Annotated in this window: 17 protein-coding genes; 9 read left to right on the top strand and 8 right to left on the bottom strand. The window is 72.5% G+C overall.

Going from position 1 to position 20292, the window contains the following annotated elements; genetic code table 11:
- The first annotated feature begins 127 nt into the window (after positions 1–127).
- From ACFFHU_RS04945 to ACFFHU_RS04915, 7 genes are all read left to right on the top strand, one after another.
- Positions 128–1546, top strand: coding sequence for an ATP-binding protein (locus tag ACFFHU_RS04945; RefSeq protein WP_377336160.1), 1419 nt, complete (start codon positions 128–130; stop codon positions 1544–1546).
- A 78-nt stretch (positions 1547–1624) separates the two neighbouring features.
- Entirely contained in the window at positions 1625–2620 is a 996-nt protein-coding gene (locus tag ACFFHU_RS04940; RefSeq protein WP_377336158.1) for a diacylglycerol/lipid kinase family protein, read from the top strand.
- Entirely contained in the window at positions 2613–3623 is a 1011-nt protein-coding gene (locus ACFFHU_RS04935; RefSeq protein WP_377336156.1) for a YihY/virulence factor BrkB family protein, read from the top strand. Before ACFFHU_RS04940 ends, ACFFHU_RS04935 begins: the two co-directional genes overlap by 8 nt.
- A gap of 233 nt (positions 3624–3856) precedes the next feature.
- Complete coding sequence (locus ACFFHU_RS04930) at positions 3857–5347, top strand: phosphatase PAP2 family protein (protein ID WP_377336153.1); 1491 nt, start codon at positions 3857–3859, stop codon at positions 5345–5347.
- 85 nt (positions 5348–5432) lie between these two features.
- Entirely contained in the window at positions 5433–6350 is a 918-nt protein-coding gene (locus tag ACFFHU_RS04925; RefSeq protein ID WP_377336164.1) for an endonuclease/exonuclease/phosphatase family protein, read from the top strand.
- A gap of 23 nt (positions 6351–6373) precedes the next feature.
- Complete coding sequence (locus ACFFHU_RS04920) at positions 6374–7075, top strand: phosphotransferase (RefSeq protein ID WP_377336150.1); 702 nt, start codon at positions 6374–6376, stop codon at positions 7073–7075.
- Between the two features lie 45 nt (positions 7076–7120).
- On the top strand, positions 7121–7867 hold the full coding sequence (locus ACFFHU_RS04915; protein ID WP_377336148.1) for a helix-turn-helix domain-containing protein: 747 nt from the start codon (positions 7121–7123) through the stop codon (positions 7865–7867).
- Here ACFFHU_RS04915 and ACFFHU_RS04910 read toward each other — a convergent pair.
- From ACFFHU_RS04910 to ACFFHU_RS04880, 7 genes are all read right to left on the bottom strand, one after another.
- Complete coding sequence (locus tag ACFFHU_RS04910) at positions 7864–8544, bottom strand: Type 1 glutamine amidotransferase-like domain-containing protein (protein ID WP_377336146.1); 681 nt, start codon at positions 8542–8544, stop codon at positions 7864–7866. The two genes, ACFFHU_RS04915 and ACFFHU_RS04910, sit on opposite strands and share 4 nt — an antisense overlap.
- Positions 8545–8735: 191 nt before the next feature.
- On the bottom strand, positions 8736–10868 hold the full coding sequence (locus tag ACFFHU_RS04905; protein WP_377336144.1) for an alpha-glucuronidase: 2133 nt from the start codon (positions 10866–10868) through the stop codon (positions 8736–8738).
- Between the two features lie 58 nt (positions 10869–10926).
- Positions 10927–11625 carry a DUF624 domain-containing protein gene (locus ACFFHU_RS04900; RefSeq protein ID WP_377336142.1) on the bottom strand — a complete coding sequence of 233 codons (699 nt, stop codon included), beginning with the start codon at positions 11623–11625 and terminating at the stop codon, positions 10927–10929.
- Positions 11622–13229, bottom strand: coding sequence for a GH39 family glycosyl hydrolase (locus ACFFHU_RS04895; protein ID WP_377336140.1), 1608 nt, complete (start codon positions 13227–13229; stop codon positions 11622–11624). The genes ACFFHU_RS04900 and ACFFHU_RS04895 overlap by 4 nt, the downstream gene beginning before the upstream one ends.
- Positions 13230–13232: 3 nt before the next feature.
- Positions 13233–14891 carry an extracellular solute-binding protein gene (locus ACFFHU_RS04890; RefSeq protein WP_377336138.1) on the bottom strand — a complete coding sequence of 553 codons (1659 nt, stop codon included), beginning with the start codon at positions 14889–14891 and terminating at the stop codon, positions 13233–13235.
- A 42-nt stretch (positions 14892–14933) separates the two neighbouring features.
- A complete protein-coding gene (locus ACFFHU_RS04885) occupies positions 14934–15872 on the bottom strand; it encodes a carbohydrate ABC transporter permease (protein WP_377336136.1) in 939 nt (312 codons plus the stop codon).
- A complete protein-coding gene (locus ACFFHU_RS04880; protein ID WP_377336134.1) occupies positions 15869–16822 on the bottom strand; it encodes an ABC transporter permease in 954 nt (317 codons plus the stop codon). Before ACFFHU_RS04880 ends, ACFFHU_RS04885 begins: the two co-directional genes overlap by 4 nt.
- 169 nt (positions 16823–16991) lie before the next feature.
- Here ACFFHU_RS04880 and ACFFHU_RS04875 point away from each other — a divergent pair, with 169 nt between their 5' ends.
- Positions 16992–18005, top strand: a complete 1014-nt coding sequence (locus tag ACFFHU_RS04875; protein WP_377336132.1) for an acetylxylan esterase — start codon at positions 16992–16994, stop codon at positions 18003–18005.
- A gap of 118 nt (positions 18006–18123) precedes the next feature.
- Here the strand turns inward: ACFFHU_RS04875 and manD are convergent, their stop codons facing one another.
- The gene (manD, locus tag ACFFHU_RS04870) at positions 18124–19332 is read right to left on the bottom strand and encodes a D-mannonate dehydratase ManD (RefSeq protein WP_377336130.1); all 1209 of its coding nucleotides are present in this window, start codon (positions 19330–19332) and stop codon (positions 18124–18126) included.
- A gap of 227 nt (positions 19333–19559) precedes the next feature.
- Between manD and ACFFHU_RS04865 the strand changes: the two genes are divergently transcribed.
- Entirely contained in the window at positions 19560–20177 is a 618-nt protein-coding gene (locus ACFFHU_RS04865) for an ATP-dependent Clp protease proteolytic subunit (RefSeq protein WP_377336128.1), read from the top strand.
- The last annotated feature ends 115 nt before the right edge of the window (positions 20178–20292 follow it).

Genomic DNA, 20292 nt, shown 5'->3' with positions numbered 1-20292 from the left:
AGGATTGCCGTGAGCGCGAGGAGCTGGCCGGTTTTGCCAGCCCCGCAGTCGCGAACGAAAGGATTGCCGTGAGCGCGAGGAGCTGGCCGGTTTTGCCAGCCCCGCAGTCGCGAACGAAAGGATTGCAGTGACCAACGATTCGTTGAGCATCGTCGAACTGCGGACGCTGTTCCTGTTCGAGAGCCTCACCGACGAGCAGCTCGGATGGCTGGCCGAGCGGGGCCGGGTTGAGACCCGGGCGGCCGGGTCGGCCGTCTACACCGAGGGCGAGCTCGCCACCTGCTTCTTCGTGCTGCTCGACGGGCAGGTGGCGATGACCCGCCGGGTGCAGGGGGATGAGGTCGAGGTCAACCGCACCGGCCAGCGCGGCGTCTATGCCGGCGCCACCCAGGCGTACATGGCGGACGGGGCGTCCCGGACGTACGCCAACTCGCTGCTCGCGGTGACCGACTCGCGGTTCTTCGTGCTGCCGGCCGAGGACTTCGCGGGCGCCGTGCGGAGCTGGTTCCCGATGGCCATGCACCTGCTGGAGGGCCTGTTCATCGGGATGCGGGCCAATCAGACAGCGGTGGGGGAGCGGCAGCGGCTGCAGGCCCTCGGCGCGCTCACTGCGGGGCTCACCCACGAGCTGAACAATCCGGCCGCGGCCGCCGTGCGGGCCACCTCGGCGCTGCGCGACCGGGTAGCCGGGATGCGGCACAAGCTTGCGATGATCGCCGACGGGCGGCTGGACGGGCAGCAGCTGCACCGGCTGGTGGAGCTGCAGGAACAGGCGGTCAAGCGGGCCGCCTCGGCGCCCGAGCGGACGCCGTTGCAGGTCAGCGACGCCGAGGACGCGGTGGCGGACTGGCTGGACGAGCACGACATCGCCGGCGGCTGGGACCTCGCGCCCACCCTGGTGGCCGGCGGCGTCGACGTGGAGTGGCTGGACGGCATCGCCGACGCGGTGGGCGCCGCCGACCAGGAGGCCGGCATCCGCTGGTTGACCTACACGGTGGACACCGAGCTGCTGATGGGCGAGATCGACGACGCGGTCGGGCGGATCTCCAGCCTGGTGGGGGCGGCCAAGCAGTACTCCCAGCTCGACCGGGCGCCGTACCAGACGGTCGACGTGCACGACCTGCTCAAGGCCACGCTCACCATCCTGAAGGCCAAGATCCCCGCCGGCGTACGGGTGGTCAAGGAGTTTGACCGGGAGCTGCCGGCGGTGCCCGCGTACCCGGCCGAGCTGAACCAGGTGTGGACCAACCTCATCGACAACGCGCTGTCCGCCATGGGCGGCGCCGGCACGCTCACGATCCGCACCGGACGGTCCGGCGACTGCCTGCTGGTGGAGGTCGGCGACACCGGTCCCGGCATCGACCCGGCGATCCGGCCACGGATCTTCGAGCCGTTCTTCACCACCAAGCCGGTGGGCGAGGGCACCGGGCTGGGTCTGGACATCTCGTACCGGATCGTGGTCAACAAGCACCACGGCGACCTGCGGGTGGAGTCGGCGCCCGGCGACACCCGGTTCCAGGTGCTGCTGCCGCTGACCCCGTCCTGATCCGGGCCGGGCCGCCACGCGGCGTACGTCACGGTGGTCCGGCTCGCACCGATCGTTGCCGTACTGCACACTGACGCCGTGGAAAACCGAGGCGACAGCGATGGTACGGGCGGCATCTGCTCGGCGGTGGTGGTCAACCCCGCCAAGGTGACCGACCTGGACGGCCTGCGCGACACCGTGACCGAGACGTTGACGGCGGCCGGCTGGGCCGAGCCGTTGTGGTTCGAGACCACCGTCGAGGACCCGGGCAAGGGGCAGACCGAGGAGGCGATCAAGGCCGGCGCCGAGGTGGTGTTCGCCTGCGGGGGCGACGGCACCGTGCTGTCCTGCGTGAACGCCCTGGTCGGCACCGACGTGGCGCTGGCCGTGCTGCCCAGCGGCACCGGCAACCTGCTCGCCGCCAACCTGGGCCTCTCCACCGACCTGGCCACCGGCCTCCAGGTGGCCATCGAACGCGGCCGCCGCCGGCTCGACGTGGGCGACCTGGAGGGTCAGTACTTCACCGTGATGGCCGGGATGGGCTTCGACGCCCAGATGCTGGACGCCACGAACGAGACCACCAAGAAGCGGATCGGCTGGCCGGCGTACGTCATCGGGGCGGCCAAGCACCTGCGCGACCGGCCCATGCGGGTGGAGATCAAGATCGACGACCAGCCGCCGGTACGCCGCCGGGCCCGCTCGGTCCTGGTGGCCAACGTCGGCCGGCTGCAGGGCGGGGTACGGCTGCTCACCGAGGCCGAGCCGGACGACGGCCTGCTGGACGTGGCGGTCCTCACGCCCAACAACCTCCGCCACTGGCTGGAGCTGGGCTGGGCGGTGCTGCGCCGCCACGAGCGGGTGCCGCGGATGCTGACGCTGCGCGGCAAGCAGGTGCGAATCAAGGCTCGCCGGAACGAGCCCCGGGAACTCGACGGCGACCTGATCGAGCCGGGCCGCACGCTCAACGTGAAGGTCCGGCCGGAGTCGCTCTGGCTGTGCGTGCCGCGGCCGGAGGAGTCGCCGGATCTGTCGTACGACGCCGACGCGGTGGCCGAGCGGGGCGAGGAGTTCGTCGAGAAGGCGCGGCGTGAGTAGCACCAAGCTGGTGCCGGAGACCCGGCTGATGGCGACCGACGAGCTGACCGCCGACGACGCCTGGCGGACGCTGCGCCGGCACGGCGGCTGGCACCTGCTGCGGGACGCCTTCGTCCGGTTCCGGTACGGCGACGGGTTCAGCCACTCCCGGGCGCTGGCCCTGCAGCTCTGCCTCGCCGTGGTGCCGTTCCTGATCGCCATCACCGGCCTGGTCAGCGACCTCGGGGTGCGCAAGGGCGGCAAGGTCATCGCCGAGACCATCGCGGCGATCACCCCGGACTCGAGCGCCGATCTCGTGCAGAGCCTGCTGGACAACCAGGGCCAGCCGGAGCACGCCGGCGAGCTGGCCCTGACCTTGGGTCTGATCACCGGGCTGGTGGCCCTGACCACGACCATGGCCCAGATCGAGCGCGGCGCCAACCGGATCTACGGGGTGGAGCGGGACCGGCCGGCGCTCCGCAAGTATCTGCGGGCCGCGATCCTGGCCATCTGCGCGGGCGTGCCGGCCCTGGTCGGCTTCCTGATCCTGGTGGCCGGCCGCCAGCTCGGGGACGCGGTGCAGCGCAACTACGAGTGGGGCGACTGGGCCAACGCGACCTGGACGATCATCCGGTGGCCGATCAGCCTCGGGCTGACCGTGTTCGCGGTGGCCCTGCTCTACCGGCACGCGCCCCGGCGCAACCAGCCGGGGCTGTCCTGGCTGCTGTTCGGGGCGAGCATCGGGACCGTGCTGTGGTGGCTGTCCAGCCTGCTGCTGGCCGGGTACGTCCGGTTCTCCGGCTCGTTCGGGCAGACGTATGGGCAGCTGACCGGCATCATGGCGCTGCTGCTGTGGGCCAACCTCACCGGAATGGCGCTGTTCGGCGGGCTGGCGTTCGGGGCCCAGTTGGAGGGCCTGCGGGTGGGCGTGCGGGAGCCGGCCAAGCCGGACCTGTGGCAGTCGGAGGCCGAGCGGGACACGAGCTACGACACCTTCGACACCGGTGAGATGACGGCCCTGTAGCCCCGGCCGGGTCCGACCGCCCCGGCGGTGTCCGACCGCGCCGCGCCGGGCCGGGTCCGACCGCGCCGGCCCCGGCGGTGTCCGACCGCGCCGGCCCCGGCCGGGTCCGACCCGCGGCCCGGCCGTCCCGTCCGGGACAGTGGACCCATCGTTTGCCGCAGGGCAAGAACCGGGTGTACCGGAACCGTCGTTCGGGTAATGCGCCTCCGCAGAACGGACAGGGAGGTTGCCCGGTGACCACGGTGGATGAACGATCGAAGGATTCGGTCGGCCGCTTCGCGGGGCGCAGCGCGGCCGGTCTGGCCCTGGTGGCCGGCTGCGGAGTGGCGTTCGGGGTCCTGCTCATGCTGGTCCGGTTCAAGTGGGGCCCGCTCTACCACGCCGACCACGAGGCCGCCGAGTGGTTCAACGGCCTGGTGGCCCCGCACCACCCGCTGGTGAAGGTGCTGCAGGCGGTGAGCACGCTGGGCGGCCGGCCGGTGCTGATCTGGCTGGTCGGCATCCCCGCCCTCGGGCTGCTGATTCGCCGGCAGCCGCGGCTCGCCCTCTATCTGATCGTCACCGGCGTCGGCGGCCTCATCCTCGACCCGTCGCTCAAGGCACTGGTGGGCCGGCTGCGGCCGGTGGTGGACGTACCCATCTCGCACGCGCCGGGCAACAGCTTCCCGAGCGGGCACTCGCTCGGCTCCTTTGTCGCGTACGGCGCGCTGCTGCTGGTGTTCCTGCCCGCGATGCGGCCCCGCTGGCGCAAGCCGGCCATCGCGCTGGTGGCGCTCATCGTCCTGCTGATCGGGCTGAGCCGCATCGCGCTGGGCGTGCACTTCGTCTCCGACGTGCTGGGCGGCTGGCTGCTCGGCGCCGCCTGGCTGGGCGTCAGCGCGTACGCCTTCCGGCTGTGGCGCCGCGAGCGGGGCCGGCCGGTGCCGCCGCTGACCGAGGGCCTGGAGCCGGAGGCGGGCGACGAGATCAAGCCGGCGCCCGACGAGGAGCGCCTGCTCGACCACCCGCGGTCGTCGGTTGCCGAGCTCCTGGTGGCCTGGGTGCTCACGTTCGGCGCCCTGTACGCGTTCGGCATGTACGTCAGCTTCCACGCCAAGGGCACCGTCTTCGCGTGGCTCGACGACGTGGTGCCGCACTGGTTCGCCGACCGGCGCACGGACACGCTCACCCAGGTCAGCTGGTGGTGGAGCAAGGCCGGCGACACCCACGCGATCACGCTGGTCGCGCTGATCTTCTGCCCGATCGCGCTGGCGGCCTGGCGGCGGTGGCGGCCGGTGCTGTTCGTGGTGCTGGCCATGTTCGGCGAGCTGAGCCTGTTCCTGGCCAGCGCCAAGGTGGTGCAGCGGCCGCGGCCGCCGGTGGAGAACCTGGACGGCCACATGCCCACCTCGTCCTTCCCGTCCGGGCACATCGCCGCGACGATCTGCCTCTACACGGCCATGGCGCTGCTGGTGATGGGGCGGACCGACCGGTGGTGGCGGTGGATCTTCGTGGCCCTCGCGGTGATCATGCCGATCGGGGTGGCCACCTCCCGGATGTACCGCGGTATGCACCACCCGACCGACTTCATGGGCGCCATCCTGCTGGCCGCGCTCTGGATCACCGCGCTGTGGCGGATCGTCAAGCCGAACGCCGACGTGACCGCCGGCAACCACCCGAGCATCCACACCGAGCAGGTCGACGACCTGGACGACGAGCTCGCCCGCGCCGCCCACCCCGGCTGAGGCGAAGGAAGGGCCCCTTGTTATCGCTTTTCGTATAGGAAGGGCCCCCTTTTAACGGGGTGGGAGGGCGCCGCGCGTGCGCTTCATGACATGGAACATCAAGACCGGGGGACGGGACGGCGCCGACGGGCGCCGGCTGGAACGGGTGTTCCGGGTCGTCGCCGAGGCCGAGCCGGACGTGCTCGCCCTGCAGGAACTGCGCGGGTTCGGCCGGCCCGGACTGCTGAGCCGGGGCCGGCCCGGACCGCCCGGCGCGAGCGCGCCCGGATCGCCCGGCGCGGGCGCGCCCGGACCGTTCGGCGCGGCCGGATCGCCCGGCGCGGGCGCGCCCGGATGGCCCGGCGCGAGCGGCGCCGGGCCGCTCGGCCGGCTGGCCGCGGCGGTCGGGCTGCGGCCGTACCTGGCCCGCTCGCTCACCGGCCAGCCCGTCGCGGTGCTGGTCCGGCCCGGCTGGCCGGTGCTGGCCGCCGGACCGGTGCGCCGGCCGTTCCACCACGCCGCCCAGCGGGTCACCCTCGGCACGTCCGCCGGGCCGCTCGTGGTGATCGGCACGCACCTGCAGCCGTTCTCCGGGGCGCGCCGGTTCCGGGAGGCGGGCTGGCTCGCGGCCGCAGTCCGGGGCGCGCCGCTGGCGCTGCTGGCCGGCGACCTGAACACCCTGGACCCGTGGACGGAGCATGCCGACCGGCTGGCGGCGCTGGACCCCGCGTACCGGCGTCGCCACCTGCGCCCGGACGGCGCCGTCGACACCCGCGCGGTGGCCCGGCTGGCCGACGCGGGCCTGGTGGACCTGTTCCGCGCGGTGGGCACCGGCGACGGGTGGACGGCCCCGACCACGGGGGTTGCCGGCCCGGAGTTCTCGACCATGCGCCTGGACTACCTGCTGGCCACGCCCGAACTCACCCGGCACGCCCGGCGGTGCGTGGTGCTGCGCGGCGGGGAGATCGAGACCGCGTCCGACCACTACCCGCTGCTGGCCGAGTTCGACCTGGCGGCCGCGTAGCCGGGTGCGTACGATCGCCGGCCATGGGGGATCTTGAACTGCTGGCCAGCGGCCGGGACGCCGACGTGTTCGCCCTGGACGAGCGCCGGGTGCTGCGCCGGTACCGGCACGGCGGCGACGTCCGCGCCGAGGCCGAGGTGATGGCGTACCTCGCGGGCCGCGGCCTGCCGGTCCCCACCGTGTACGCGGCGGACGGTGCCGACCTGGTGCTGGACCGGCTGACCGGGCCAACGATGCTGCGGGCGCTGCTCGCTGGCGAGCTGACGCCGGACGCGGCCGCCGGGATCCTCGTCGAGCTGCAGTCCGCGCTGCACGCCGTGCCGCCGATGCGCTCGGCCGACCCGGCCGAGGCGATCCTGCACCTGGACCTGCACCCGGACAACATCATCCTGGATGCCCGCGGCCCGGTGCTGATCGACTGGCGCAACGCGGCGGAGGGGCCGCCCGAGTTCGACGTGGCCATGAGCGCCCTGATCCTCGCCGAGGTGGCCGTGGACCGGGCCGGAACGCTCGTCCCCGGCGCGCCCGCCGAGCTGCCCGGGCAGGCGGAGCGGATGCTGGTCGCCTTCCTGGCCGGCTCTGTCCGGCGACCGGACGGCCAGCTGGACCGGGCCGCCGACATGCGCCGGGGCAACATCACGCTCTCGGCGGCGGAACGGGCCCAGGTCGATGCGGCCGTCGAGCTGGTCCGCCGGCACACGCGCCGGCCTTCCCCTCCTGGCTGAATTTGCCGGCCCGCCGGGCCGGCCTCGCGCCGTTAGGCTGGCGGCATGACCGTGAACCCGCCCGCGCCGCGCCCGCCCACCCCCGGCACGCCGTCGGGACCGCTGCTGCGCCGGCTGATCGGGGCGGTGCTGCGCCGGGTCCGGCTGCGGCAGGGCCGGACGCTGCGGGACGTGTCCCGGGCGGCTGGGGTGTCGCTGCCCTACCTCTCCGAGCTGGAACGCGGTCGCAAGGAGCCGTCCTCGGAGGTGCTGGCCTCGATCTGCCGGGCCCTCGGCATGCACCTGGTCGACCTGCTCGACGAGGTGCGCGCCGAGCTGCTCCGGATGGAGGGCCGGGTCCGCGGTCCGATGTTGCGCGGCGGCGTGGCGCCGGCGCTCGCCCGACCCGGTCGGGCCGACCAGGTCCGCGCGGGCCGGCCGGGCGGGTTGCGGGTCGACCTGCGCGCCGGCGGGCCGGTCCTGCTCGGCGGCGCCGTGTCGCACCCGCCCGCGGGCGCCGTCCTGGACGGAGGTACGCAGGTGGGGGCCGGCCATGTCCACCGGGTACGTCGGATCGGGTTCGACCCGGGCGCCTCGGCGCCGGTCGACGCCCGTCCGCTGGCCTTTCACCTGGTCGGCTTCGGCGACCAGGCACCGGCCGAGCCGGTGCACCGGTGGCCTGCCGGGGACCGGGTCCGGCTCCGAATGGGCCGGATCCGGCCGTCGGGACCGGGCCGTCGTCCCCGGCTCGCGGGCCGGGCACGCCCGCCGGTCCAGCTCCGCCTGCGCCAGCCGGCGGCGGCCGCCGCCTAGGCTTTGCCCTCGGGGTCGAAGAGCCGCCAGTTCCCCTCGGAGACGACCTCGACCTTCCCGTCGACCACCTTGATGGCCGTCTCGTTGTCGATGGCGTACGACCGCACCGGCATCGTGGCGGCCCACTTCTCGGCATTTGCCATTGAGTTGTCCGGCATGCCCGGGTAGTCCGTGTGCGGGAAGATCGAGAAGTCGACGATTCCCAGCGTCTTGTCGCCGCCTCCGGGCGGCGCCCAGCGCACGAAGTCCGGCCCGATGCTGGGGGTCAGCACCATGCTGCCGGCGCTCAGGCCCACATAGACCGTGTCGTGGAGCGTGGGCAGCAGGTCCGCCAGGCCCGACTCGCGCATCCAGTGACACAGGTACATCGGGTCACCGCCCTCGACCAGCAGGGCGTCGGTCTCGCGGACCATCGGAACCCACAGCTCCGTGCCGATGCTGGGCAGCGCGGCCAGTTCGAGCACGCCCAGCGACTTCCAGCCCAGCCCGGCCATGGGCCCCCGGTCCTCCCGCCCGCTGATCACGCGCGCCGCCTGGACGGCACCGCCCCGCTGGGCGTGCAGCGCGGTCGGCACGATGAGGGCGGTGGACTCGGCGATGGGCTTGCCCAGCAGCTCGACCAGCGCGGCGTGAATGCTGGCGTTCTTGATGCCGGACTCGGTGAGGAGCAGCTTCATGGTGCCCTTCCTGCCGTCGGACCACAGTGTCCGCTGAGGCTATCTCCGGGCACCGACAGATCCGCCCGCCGCGGCGCGGCGAACGCGCGGGCCACGGACGCGCGGGGCCACGGTGGCGCGGCGAACGCGCGGGCCACGGACGCGCGGGGCCACGGTGGCGCGGCGAACGCGCGGGCCACGGACGCGCGGGGTCACGGGATGCGCCGGCCGTGGGCGTCGGGTACCCCCGACTTGCGATAGAAGTACGCGTTGACCTGGTCGCGCCACTCCTGCGCGCAGCGCAGCTGCTCGTCCAGCCGCTGACTCACCCGGGCGTGCAGCCGGGCGTCGATCAGCCGTGCCAGCCGTCGCCACCGGTCCCGCATGGCCACCACCTGCTCCACCCCGGCGAAGTGGCTGTCGTAGATGTGCTGGATGACGGTGACGCCGGAGCGCAGCACGTGCCGGTACGGCACGTGGTGGAAGAACAGCAGCAGCTCGTCGGGGCAGGTCTGCACCGACTCGTACGTGTGGGACCAGGGCGGCGGGTACTGCCCGGTGAACCGGGTGCCGGTGGCTCGGGTGCGGTCGACGCCCACGCCGTCCCGGTCGGCGAAGTGGTACGTCCCCCACGGCGTGTACTCGTACCCGTCCACGTCGGGGCCGTAGTGGTGCCCCGGGCGGACCATGAAACCGACGCCGAGGGGTGCGGTGTACCGTTCGTACGTCCGCCAGGAGTCGTCCAGCACCTCGTGCAGGATCCGCCGCACCAGCCGGGGATCGCGGGTCGTGGACGGGGTGAAGGTGAGGTCGATCCACTCGTCCAGGACGGCCAGCGGGTCCAGCCCGGGATCCCAGGCCAGCCGGCCGAAGGCGTACAGGTTGGCCTGCGCCAGCGGGTGCCCGGTCCAGAACGGGTCGTCGCCGGCGTTGGATACCGCCACCAGGCCGCCACCGCCGCCGCCCACCGTTCCGGGTAGGGCGGGCCTGCCCTCGTACGCGGTGCCGGCCGCGACGTCGGCCACGGTGGATCCGCCGGGGCCCCAGGGGGCGAACCGGAGGATCTCGCTCCACCACGGGCCCAGGTAGCAGACGTGCCGCTGCTGCCCGGTGTACTCCTGGGTGGCCTGCAGCTCCACGGCCAGCCGGGTGCCCGGCATGGCCGCGATGACCGGGGAGACCGGCTCGCGCGGCTGGAAGTCGATCGGACCGTGCTTCACCTGCAGGATCACGTTGTCCCGGAACCGCCCGTCCAGCGGGGCGAAGTGGTCGAACGCGGCCCGGGCCCGGTCGGTGGAGCGGTCCCGCCAGTCCTGCCGGTGGTTGTAGACGAAGGCCCGCCAGTGCACCACGCCGCCGTGCGGGGCCAGCGCCTCGGCCAGCACGTTCGCCCCGTCGGCGTGGCTACGGCCGTACCGGAACGGCCCCGGCTGTCCCTCCGAGTCGGCCTTCACCACGTACCCGCCGAAGTCGGGGATCCGTTCGTAGACCCGGCGGGTCGCGGCGGCCCACCAGTCCCGCACGGCCTCGTCGCAGGGGTCGGCGGTCGGCAGGCCGCCGAGCATGACCGGCGCGGCGAAGCTCACTGACAGGTGCACGCGGATCCCGTACGGGCGCAGCCGGTCGGCGAGGTCGGCCACGTCACCGAGCCGGTCGGTCAGCAGCCGAGCCTCGGTGGCGTGCACGTTGACGTTGTTCACCGCCACGGCGTTGACGCCGCACGCGGCCAGCAGCCGCCCGTACGCCCGGACCCGCTCGAAGTCGCGGCGCGGCCCGCCGTCCCGCCAGAAGATGGACCCGCCGGCGTAGCCGCGCTCCACCTGCCCCATCACCGGATGCACGGCCACGTTGTCCCAGTGGTCGAGCATCCGGTGCCGCAGCACCGGGCGGTGCCGCTCGAGCGCTCGGTCCGGCCCGAACGCCGCCGGACCGAGCCGGACCAGGTGGAACAGCCCGTACAACAGCCCTGCGGGCCGGTCGGCGAGCACGACCGTGACCCCCGCGCGGCGCGCCAGCAGGAAGCCCTCGTCGCCGAGCGCGTCCGCGGCCGGGTCGTGGCCGGCCAGCACCGCCGCCGCGGGACCGGGCAGCGGCCCGGCCCCGGCGAGCGCGAGCACCAGCTCCGGCGCCCCCGCGCCGGCAGCGCCCGCGGGACCAGCGGGACCAGCGGCGGCCGCGCCGGCCGTGACCTTGCCGCCGTACCGGGCCGCGGCCGCGGCCAGCTCGTCGCGTACGGTCTGGACCAGCAGGCCGGCGCCGCAGACCAGGGCGCGCCGCGCGCCCAGCGCGGCAAATGCCTCCGGCGGCAGCCAACCGGGGTGTACGGCGGGCCGTTCGCTGGTCACCGGTCCTCCCGCGGCACCGACGTCCCGTTCCCGGACGGCCGGCTCGGTGCGCGGGGGGTCACGCGGTGAACTCCTTCGTCACCGCGTCGATCAGGGGGCCGCTGGCCCACAGCAGGGCCAGCCCGAGCAGCGAGCCGAACACGGCCAGCACCGCGATCGAGGCCGTCGCCGCGATCCCGGCCGCCACCACCAGCACGGCGGCGACCCCGAGCGTGACCCGCGGGGCACGCACCAGGAAGTACAGGGCCAGCCGTACGACGTCGCGGGTGCGGAAGGCGAACAGGGAGACGATCACCAGCGCGTTGACGCCGCCGAGCGTCGCCACCAGCGCCAGCACGACGAGCAGCGCCGCCCACCAGCCGGGCACGGCCGCGGCGGAGAAGTGGGCCAGGTTCACGGCCACGATCGCGAGCCCGAGCAGCAGCGGAACCCAGATGGTCAGGACCTGCGCCCAGTTGGCCCGGTAGCCGCGCCAGAAGGCGCGGGCCGGGTGCAGGTCGGTGAGGTCGAGGCTGCGCCGGCGCAGCGCGTACAGGGCGGCGGACAGCGCCGGTCCGAGCGGCACGGCGCAGGCCGCGACCAGCGCGATGGTGCTCGCGTCGCGGTCGAGCAGCAGCGGCGGCACCAGCAACGGCCACGCCAGCAGCGGCGCGGCGGTGACCAGGAGCAGCGCCTGCACCGTGAGCAGGGTGTAGGCCAGCGCCGCCCCCCGGGCCAGCGGCCCGACCCCGAACTGGCCGCGCGCCCCGGAAATCATCCCGGCCCCTTGTCGCCGGCGGAGTGCGGCACGACCGGCAGCCCGTCCCCGAACCAGGACGGGGTCTCGTCGACCACCGGCGTCACCTCGGCCAGCGTGACCTCGTGCCGGGACAGGTGCAGCTCGAGCGTGACCCGGCCGGCCTCGGCCGCCAGCCTCGCGTGCCGGCGGGCCGGCTCGGCGGCCGCGCGGAGGGCGTCGAGCTGCCGCTCGGTCGGCGAGGCGGGGCAGCCCAGCTCGGTCCAGGCGGCCCAGAGGTTGCCCCACTCCTCGCTCACCGTCGAGCGCAGCAGAAAGGCCGAACCCGCCGCGCCGGCCGCGCCGGCGCCCGAGCCCGCCGGGCCGACGGCGCCGGCGCCCGAGCCCGCCGGGGCGGCGCCACCGAGCGGCAGCGAGAGGGCCACGGTGTGCCGGTCCGGCGCCGGGTTGCGCCCGGTGACGTCCACCGGCGCCCAGGCCAGCACCGCGATCCGCCCGGTGTCGTCCCGGGTGACCAGGTGGTCGGGGCCGCGCGCCAGCACCTGGTCGCCGAGCCGGGCCAGGAAGGCGTACAGGTGGTAGGTCGGCTTTTTGAGCTGCCGGTGGGTGAGCAGGCCGAAGCCGCCGTGCAGCAGCGTGGTGGGAATGCCGACCTCCTCGAACACGTCGCAGAGGGTCCAGTAGGAGAACGAGTCGACCAGGTCGCCGCCGGCCGCCAGCACCGGCGCCAGGTACGCGGCGTGGAACGCGGTGTCGTGGACCGGGTTGTCCGGCCGGTACGACGAGTTGAACTCGGTGATGTGCACCGGCAGGCCGGCCAGCGCCGTGCCGGCCAGGGCCCGCCGCGGCTGGGCGAACTGCTCCAGCAGGTGGCTGGCCGGCGCGAGCGTCTGCCGGGTGCCGAACGGCACCTCCCGGGCCGGCCCGGAGCTGTACGCGTGCCGGCTGACGAAGTCGACCGGCACCGACCGGTCGGCCACGAACTCGGCGAACGGGACCAGCCACTCGGGGCCGCCGGGGGAGACGGCCGGGCCGCCGACCTGGAGTTCGGCGTCGACCTCCTTGACGGCGGTGGCCGTCAGCTCGTACAGCCGGTGGTAGGCCGCGCGGTCCGCGCCGGCCCAGAAGATGTCCAGGTCGGGCTCGTTCCACACCTCGATGGGCCAGCGGCGCACCTCGGCCACCCCGTACCGGTCGATCAGGTGCGCGACCGTCCCGCGGACCAGGTCGGTCCACTCGCGCTCCGAGCGCGGCGGCGTCACGTTGCCGCGCCACCAGAACACCGTCTGGTCGCCGGCGGCCAGGTCCGCCGGCATGAAGCCGAGTTCGACGAACGGCCGGATCCCCAGTTCCAGGTACGCGTCGAGCACCTGGTCCAGGTACGTGAACGCGTGCCGCACCCGGCGCGCTCCGTCGTACTCGTAGGGCCGGTACACGCCCACGCCGTCGCTGAGGATGCCGTGGCCCCGGATGTGCCGGAAGCCGATCTCCCGCTGCACCAGCGCGAGCGACTCCTGGTAGTCCCGGCGCAGCGCGAGGTCGAACCGGCCGGTGCCGACGCAGTGGCGCCACGCGCCGGGCAGCCGGCCCACCGGCTCGGCGGGAACCTCGATCGGATCGGGCACGGCTCAGCCGTGTTCCTTCTGGTAGCGCTCGTACGCCTTGTTGACCACGTCGAGGAGCCGGTCCATGTTTTTGCCCTTGAGTTCGTTGACGTAGGCGTCCCACTCGCTCAGCGATCGCTCGCCGAGGATGAACTTGAGCGTCTGCTGCTCGACGTGGTCCTTCAGCCCGCTTTCCCACAGCGCGGTCTGCTCGCGCTCGTCCGGGGTGAGCGGCTTCGGCGGCGGCAGCGGCGCCGCCTTGCGCTGGTTCAGCAGCGCCTGGTATTCCTGCTCCTCCTTCGGGAACTGGGAGTTGAGCAGCTTGGTGCTGCCGCCGTACGCGAAGACCCCGTTCTGGAAGCCGTAGTCGGCGTTCAGCGCCTTCGGCGCGCCCGGGTTGAGGCCGGCCCAGTCCACCTCGGAGGCCAACTTGAAGCTGCCGTCGTCGACGCTGCCCGTGTACGTCTGGTCCTTGATGCCCCACCGGGCGAACATCTGGCCCTCGTCGGAGTACCAGAGCCAGTCGATGAACTGCATCATGGCCACGAAGTTCTCGCTGTTGCGCGCCTTCGACGAGATCATCAGGCCGTTCTCCAGCCGGGTGCCGCCGTCCAGCAGCGGGCCCACCGGGCCGACCGGCAGCGGGATCTTGGCGACGGTGGCACCGGGGACCTTCGCGATGTCCTTGCGGTACTCGTTGACCAGCGACTGGGCGTTGCTGCTGATCACGAACGACTTACCGGCCGCGAACTTGGCCCGGGCGTCCTCGTCCTTCTGGGTGAAGCTCTCCGGGTCGAGCAGCTTCTCGGCCACCAGCGTGTTCAGGAACTGCACCGTCTGCTTGTACTGGTCCATGGCGCCGCTGTAGACGAACTTCTTGGCCCCGTCGTCCCAGTGCGTGCTCTCCCAGCGCCAGCCGGCGTAGGTGCCGTGGGCCCAGCCAAGGATGCCCAGCAGGTTGTTGGCACCCGGACCGGGCGGGTTGCTCCACCGGTCCGACATCGGGTACCTGTCCGGGTAGGCGGCCTTGATCTTCTTGAGCATGGCGTGCACGTCGTCCCAGGTCTGCGGGGTGGCGATGCCCAGCTTCTGCAGCACGTCGGTGCGGGCCGCCAGCGAATACTCGTGCCAGGGCGCCTCGTGCAGCCCGGGCAGCAGATAGAACTTGCCGTCGGACTGCCGGTAGAGGTCGAGGTTGCCCTGCAGGTTCCACTTCGCGACCTTGTCCTTCAGGTTGGGCATCAGGTCGAGATAGTCGCTGACCGGCAGGATCGCCCCGCTGGCGATGTACTCCCCCTCCTGCGGGTGGTAGGTCTTCGGGATGATCGTCGGGGCGTTGCCGCCACTGATCATCACGCTGCGCTTCTGGTTGTAGTCGCTGAGCGGGACCACAGTCGGCTCGAAGCTGACGTTGGTCCGGTTGGTGAGTTCCGACCAGAACTTCCAGTCCGGCTTGTACGGGTAGGCCGGGTTGCTCAGGATGGCGATAGAGAACTTGAGCGGCTTGCTGGCCTTGAACGCGGTGCCGACGCCGAAGTTGTCCATGGCCCCGACCTTGTTCTTGGACAGGTCCTTGCTGTCCTTCGGTCCGCCGTCGTCGCCGCAGCCGGCCAGGGTGAAGGCGGCGACGCCCGCGAGGCCGGCGGTGCCGCGCAGCAGGTCGCGCCGGGATAGCTGGTGCATGGGAATCCTTCCGAAGGACGGGGTGCGGGGATATCGCACGGCTCAGCCCTTCACCGCGCCGAGCAGCACGCCGGACACGAAATAGCGCTGGATGAAGGGGTAGACGAGCGTGATGGGCAGGCAGGTGAGTACGACGGCGACCGCCTTGACGTTCGCCTGGATCTGCAGCGCCGTGTCGCTGGACATGCTCACGTCGGTGCCGGTCAGTCCGGAGATGATGTTGCGCAGGTACATGGTCACCGGAAGCAGGTCCAACCGGTCCAGGTAGAGAAACGCGGCGAACCAGGAGTTCCAGAACGACACCGCGTAGAACAGGATCATCGTGGCGATCATGGCCTTGGACAGCGGCAGCACGACGCGCAGCAGGGTGCCGTACGTGCCGAGCCCGTCGACGGCGGACGCCTCCTCGAGCTCGCCCGGCAGGCTCTCGAAGAACGACTTCATCACCAGCAGGTTGAACACGCTGATGGCGTTGGGCAGCGCGATGGCCCACACCGAGTTGCGGAGCCCGAGGGCGCTGACCAGCACGTAGTTGGGGATCAGGCCGCCGTTGAAGAACATCGTGAACAGCGCGATCCCGATCAGCACCGGCCGCCCGCGCAGCTGCCGCTTCGACAGCACGTACGCGTAGCTGGTGGTCAGCACCATCGAGACGACCGTGGCCACCACGGTGTAGAAGACCGTGTTGCGGTAGTTGATCCAGAACATCGGGTCGGACATGACATGCCCGTACGTCTGCACGGTGAAGCCCTTCGGCCACAGCGTGACCTTGCCGGTCACGATGTAGCGCTCCTGGCTGAACGAGCGGGCCACGATGTTGACGAACGGGAACAGCGTCACCACGACCACGCCGGTCAGGAAGGCGGCGTTGGCCACCTGGAAGATCCGGTACCCGCGGCCGGGCCGGGGACCGCGCGGCCGGCGCGGCGGTGGCGGCGGCGCGGCCGTGGGTCCGGACGCGGTGGCCTCGACGGCGGTCACCACAGGCCGGTCCCCACCGCGCGTCGGGAGATGGCGTTGGCCGTCAGCACCAGGACCAGCCCGATCACGGACTCGAACAACCCGATGGCGGCCGCGTAACTGAAGCTGCCGCCGACCACGCCGACCCGGTAGAGGTACGTGGAAATGACGTCGGCCGTCGGATAGGTGAGCGGGTTGTACAGCAGGAGGATCTTCTCGAAGCCGATGGCCATGAACGTGCCGATGTTGAGGATCAGCAGGGTCATCATGGTCGGCCGGATGCCGGGCAGGGTCACGTGCCAGGTCTGCCGCCACCGGCTGGCGCCGTCGATCCGGGCCGCCTCGTAGAGATCCTGGTCGATGGTGGTCAGTGCGGCCAGGTAGAGGATCGTGCCCCAGCCGACCGTCTGCCACACCTCCGAGGAGACGTAGATGGCGCGGAACCAGCCGGGTCGCTGCAGGAACGGGATGGCGTCGTGCCCGACCGCCTGCAGGCCGTGGTTCACCACGCCGTTCACCGACAGCGTCTCCACGATGAGGCCGGCCACCACCACGACCGAGAGGAAGTGCGGCAGGTACGAGATGGACTGCACGAACCGCTTGAGCGCGACGGTCCGCACCTCGTTGAGCAGCAGGGCCAGCGCGATCGGCAGCGGGAAGACGAAGAGCAGGGTGAGCGCGCCCAGGATCAGGGTGTTGGCGAACACCTGCCAGAAGGTCGGATCGTCGGCGATGAGCCGGAAGTAGCGCAGCCCCACCCACTCGTCGCCGAGCAGGTTGCCGCCCGGGTGGTACCGGCGGAACGCGATGATGTTGCCGATCATCGGCAGGTAGCGGAAGACCACGAAGAACAGCAGCGGCAGGACGGCCAGCGAATAGAGCTGCCAGTCCCGGCGCAGCGCGTACCGCCAGGGGCGTCGCCGCGCGCGGGTCCGCGATGCGGTCCCGGCTTCCCCGGAACGAGTTGTCATGCCGGACCTTCCCGCCGTACCGGAACCGCGCACGATCGGCCCGGATCCCACCGCGGCGTGGCATCCAGGACACCGTTCTCGAAACTTTTACAGAAACTTCCGGTCGTGCCCGAAAATCTAGGAGTATGAATGGGTCATGTCAAGGTTGCCGGAAACGCGGTGAGGATCGATGCCACAGTTCGACCTGTCCCTCGATGAGCTGCACCGGTACGCGCCCGACGTCGCCGAGCCGGCGGACTTCGACGCGTTCTGGCTGTCCACCCTGGACGAGGCGGAGGGCCGCCCGGTGCTGCTCGACGTCCGTCCGGAGCCGACCGAGCTGCGCCTGGTGGACACCTGGGACGTCACGTTCGCCGGCTTCGGCGGCGACCCGGTGCGGGCCTGGTACACCCGGCCGGCCGGGCTGAGCGAGCCGCTGCCGGCGGTCGTCGAGTACGTCGGTTACGGGCGCGGCCGGGGGCTGCCGCACGAGCGCCTCACCTGGCCGGTGGCCGGCTACGCCCACCTGCTGATGGACGCCCGCGGCCAGGCCGGCCTGTACGGCCCGGGGGACACCGGGGACCCGTACCCGGCCGGCGGCGGCGGTCCGTCACCGGCCACCCGGGGCATCGCCGCGCCGGAGCACTACCACTACCGCCGGCTGATCACCGACGCCGTCCGGGCCGTCGCGGCCGTGCGCGCGCTGCCCGGGGTCGACCCCGATCGCACCGCGGTGGTCGGCAACAGCCAGGGCGGCGGGCTGGCCTTGGCCGTGGCCGGGCTGATCGGGGACCTGGCCGGGCTGCTGGTCACGGCGCCGTTCCTCTGCCACATCGAGCGGGCCCTCACCCTCACCGACGAGGGGCCGTACGGCGAGATCGTCCGCTACCTGGCCGTGCACCGGCAGGCCGAGGAGTCCGCCCGGCGGACCCTGTCCTACGTCGACGGTGTGGCGTTCGCCCGCCGGGCCTGCGCGCCGGCGCACTTCGGGATCGGCCTGCGGGACACCGTCTGCCCGCCGAGCACCGCCTTCGCGGCCTACAACAACTACGGCACCGGCAACAGCCGGCTCATCCGGCCGGAGCGGGAGATGCACGTGTACCCGTTCAACCAGCACGAGGGCGGGGAGGCCGTGCACGTCCAGCGCCAGCTGCGCTGGCTGACCGGGGTGATGGCCGGCGACGCGGTGGCGTCCTGCCGCTGACCGCCGGCCGGCCCCGGGTCCGCCGTCCGGCCCCGCTCCGGCCGTCCGCGGGTGGCGGACGGCCATGCTCCGGCCGTCCGCCGGTGGCGGACGGGCCCCGCGGCCGCCGGGCGGTCGGTCACCAGGGGTGGATCGAGCCGTCCTCCAGCCGGTTCACCGGCAGGTACGCGGGGGAGTACGGGTAGCGGGCCGCCGCCTCCTCGTCGATGTCCACCCCGAGCCCCGGGGCCTCGCCCGGGTGCAGGTATCCGCCGTCGTAGTGGTAGCCGTGCGGGAACACCGCGTCGGTCTCCGGGGTGTGCCGCATGTACTCCTGCAGGCCGAAGTTCGGGATGGAGATGTCCAGGTGCAGCGCCGCGGCCATGCACACCGGGGACAGGTCGGTGGCGCCGTGCGAGCCGCTGCGCACGTGGTGCAGCGCCGCGAAGTCGAAGACCCGGCGCAGGTGGCTGATGCCGCCGGCCCGGACCACCGTCATCCGGATGTAGTCGATGAGCTGTTCCGAGATGAGCTGGCTGGCGTCCCAGACGCTGTTGAACACCTCGCCCGTGGCGATCGGCGTGGTGGTGTGCCGGCGGATCAGCCGGAAGCCCTCCTGCAACTCGGCGCGGACCGGATCCTCCAGCCAGGTCAGCGCGTACGGCTCCAGGCTGCTGCCCAGCCGGGCCGCCTCGATCGGGGTGAGCCGGTGGTGCGCGTCGTGCAGCAGCCGCAGATCCGGCCCGAACTCGTCGCGGACCCGGGCGAACACCGACGGGATGTGCGCGAGGTAGCGCTCGGTCGACCAGGTGGCCTCGGTGGGCAGCGCCGAGTCGGCCGGCTCGTAGAACATCTTGTCGGCGCTCACCCCGTACGTGTTCGCCAGGCCGGGCACCCCGCACTGCACCCGGACGGCGCGGTAGCCCAGGTCGAGATACCTGGCCACCTCGGCGAGCACCTCGGTCACCGTCTCGCCGTTGGCGTGGCCGTACACCGTCACGCCCTCCCGGCTGCGGCCGCCGAGCAGCTGATAGACCGGCAGGCCGGCGACCTTGCCTTTGATGTCCCACAGCGCGGTGTCCACCGCGGCGATGGCGCTCATCGTCACCGGCCCGCGTCGCCAGTAGGCGCCCTGGTAGAGGTACTGCCAGGTGTCCTCGATCCGGGCCGGGTCCCGCCCGATCAGCAGCGGCACCACGTGCTCCCGCAGGTACGCCTCGACGGCCAGCTCCCGGCCGTTGAGGGTGGCGTCACCGACCCCGGTGACCCCCTCGTCGGTGACGATCTTCAGCGTGACGAAGTTCCGGCCCGGACTGGTCACGATGACCCGGGCCTCGACGATCCTCATGCGGCTTCTCCGTCCGGTCGGGCGGCCGACTCTACCGGGTGGCGTTCGGCCGGCCCGGCGGGCCGTGGTCGCCGGTTCTGCTGCCGGCAGATTTGCCCTGGGCAGAATCGCGTGCCGCCCGCCGGTTGGCCGGGAACCCTTGGGACAGCCGGAACGCAGGGCGCGTCGCGTCCCACGGTCAGCGGGACACGGCGTGTCGTTTGCCCGCGACGAGCACGGAGGTGGCCATGCGTACGAACTCGACCGGGATCTGGATGCGGACCGAGGCACCGGCCTCGTTCAACGACGGCGTGCTGGACCGGCTGCTCAAGGAGCGGATCATCTTCCTCGGCACCGAGGTGAACGACGACTCGGCCAACACGATCTGCGCCCAGATGCTGCTGCTGGCCGCGGACGACCCGAACCGGGACATCATGCTCTACATCAACTCGCCGGGCGGCTCGATCAGCGCCGGCATGGCCGTCTACGACACCATGCAGTTCATCAAGAATGACGTGTCCACCATCGCCATGGGACTGGCCGGATCGATGGCCCAGTTCCTGCTCTGCTGCGGGGCCCGCGGCAAGCGGTACGCCCTTCCGCACAGCCGCATCATGATGCACCAGCTCTCCGGCGGGTTCGGCGGGACCGCCGCCGACATCGCCATCCAGGCGGAGAACATGCTGCACGTGAAGCGGACCTCGTACGAGCTGCTGGCCCGGCACACCGGGCACACGGTGGAGGAGATCGAGCGGGACTCCGACCGGGACAGCTGGTTCACCGCGGAGCAGGCGCGGGAGTACGGGATGATCGACCACGTCATCACCCGGGCCAGCGACCTGCCCACCGAGGGGCCGGTGAGCTGAGCCGGACCCGGGTCGTGGACGCCGCCCCGCGGGGCGCGGCACGCCGGGCGCGCCGCTTCCGGCCCGCCCCGGCCGGCGCGGGTCCTGCCGGGACCCGCGCCGCACCCGCCGGCAC

This window comes from Plantactinospora siamensis (genome assembly GCF_042434095.1).
In the GTDB taxonomy this organism is placed as follows: Bacteria; Actinomycetota; Actinomycetes; order Mycobacteriales; family Micromonosporaceae; genus KBS50.
Note: the sequence above shows the minus strand (reverse complement) of the source record. Positions and strands in the feature narration are given on the sequence as shown.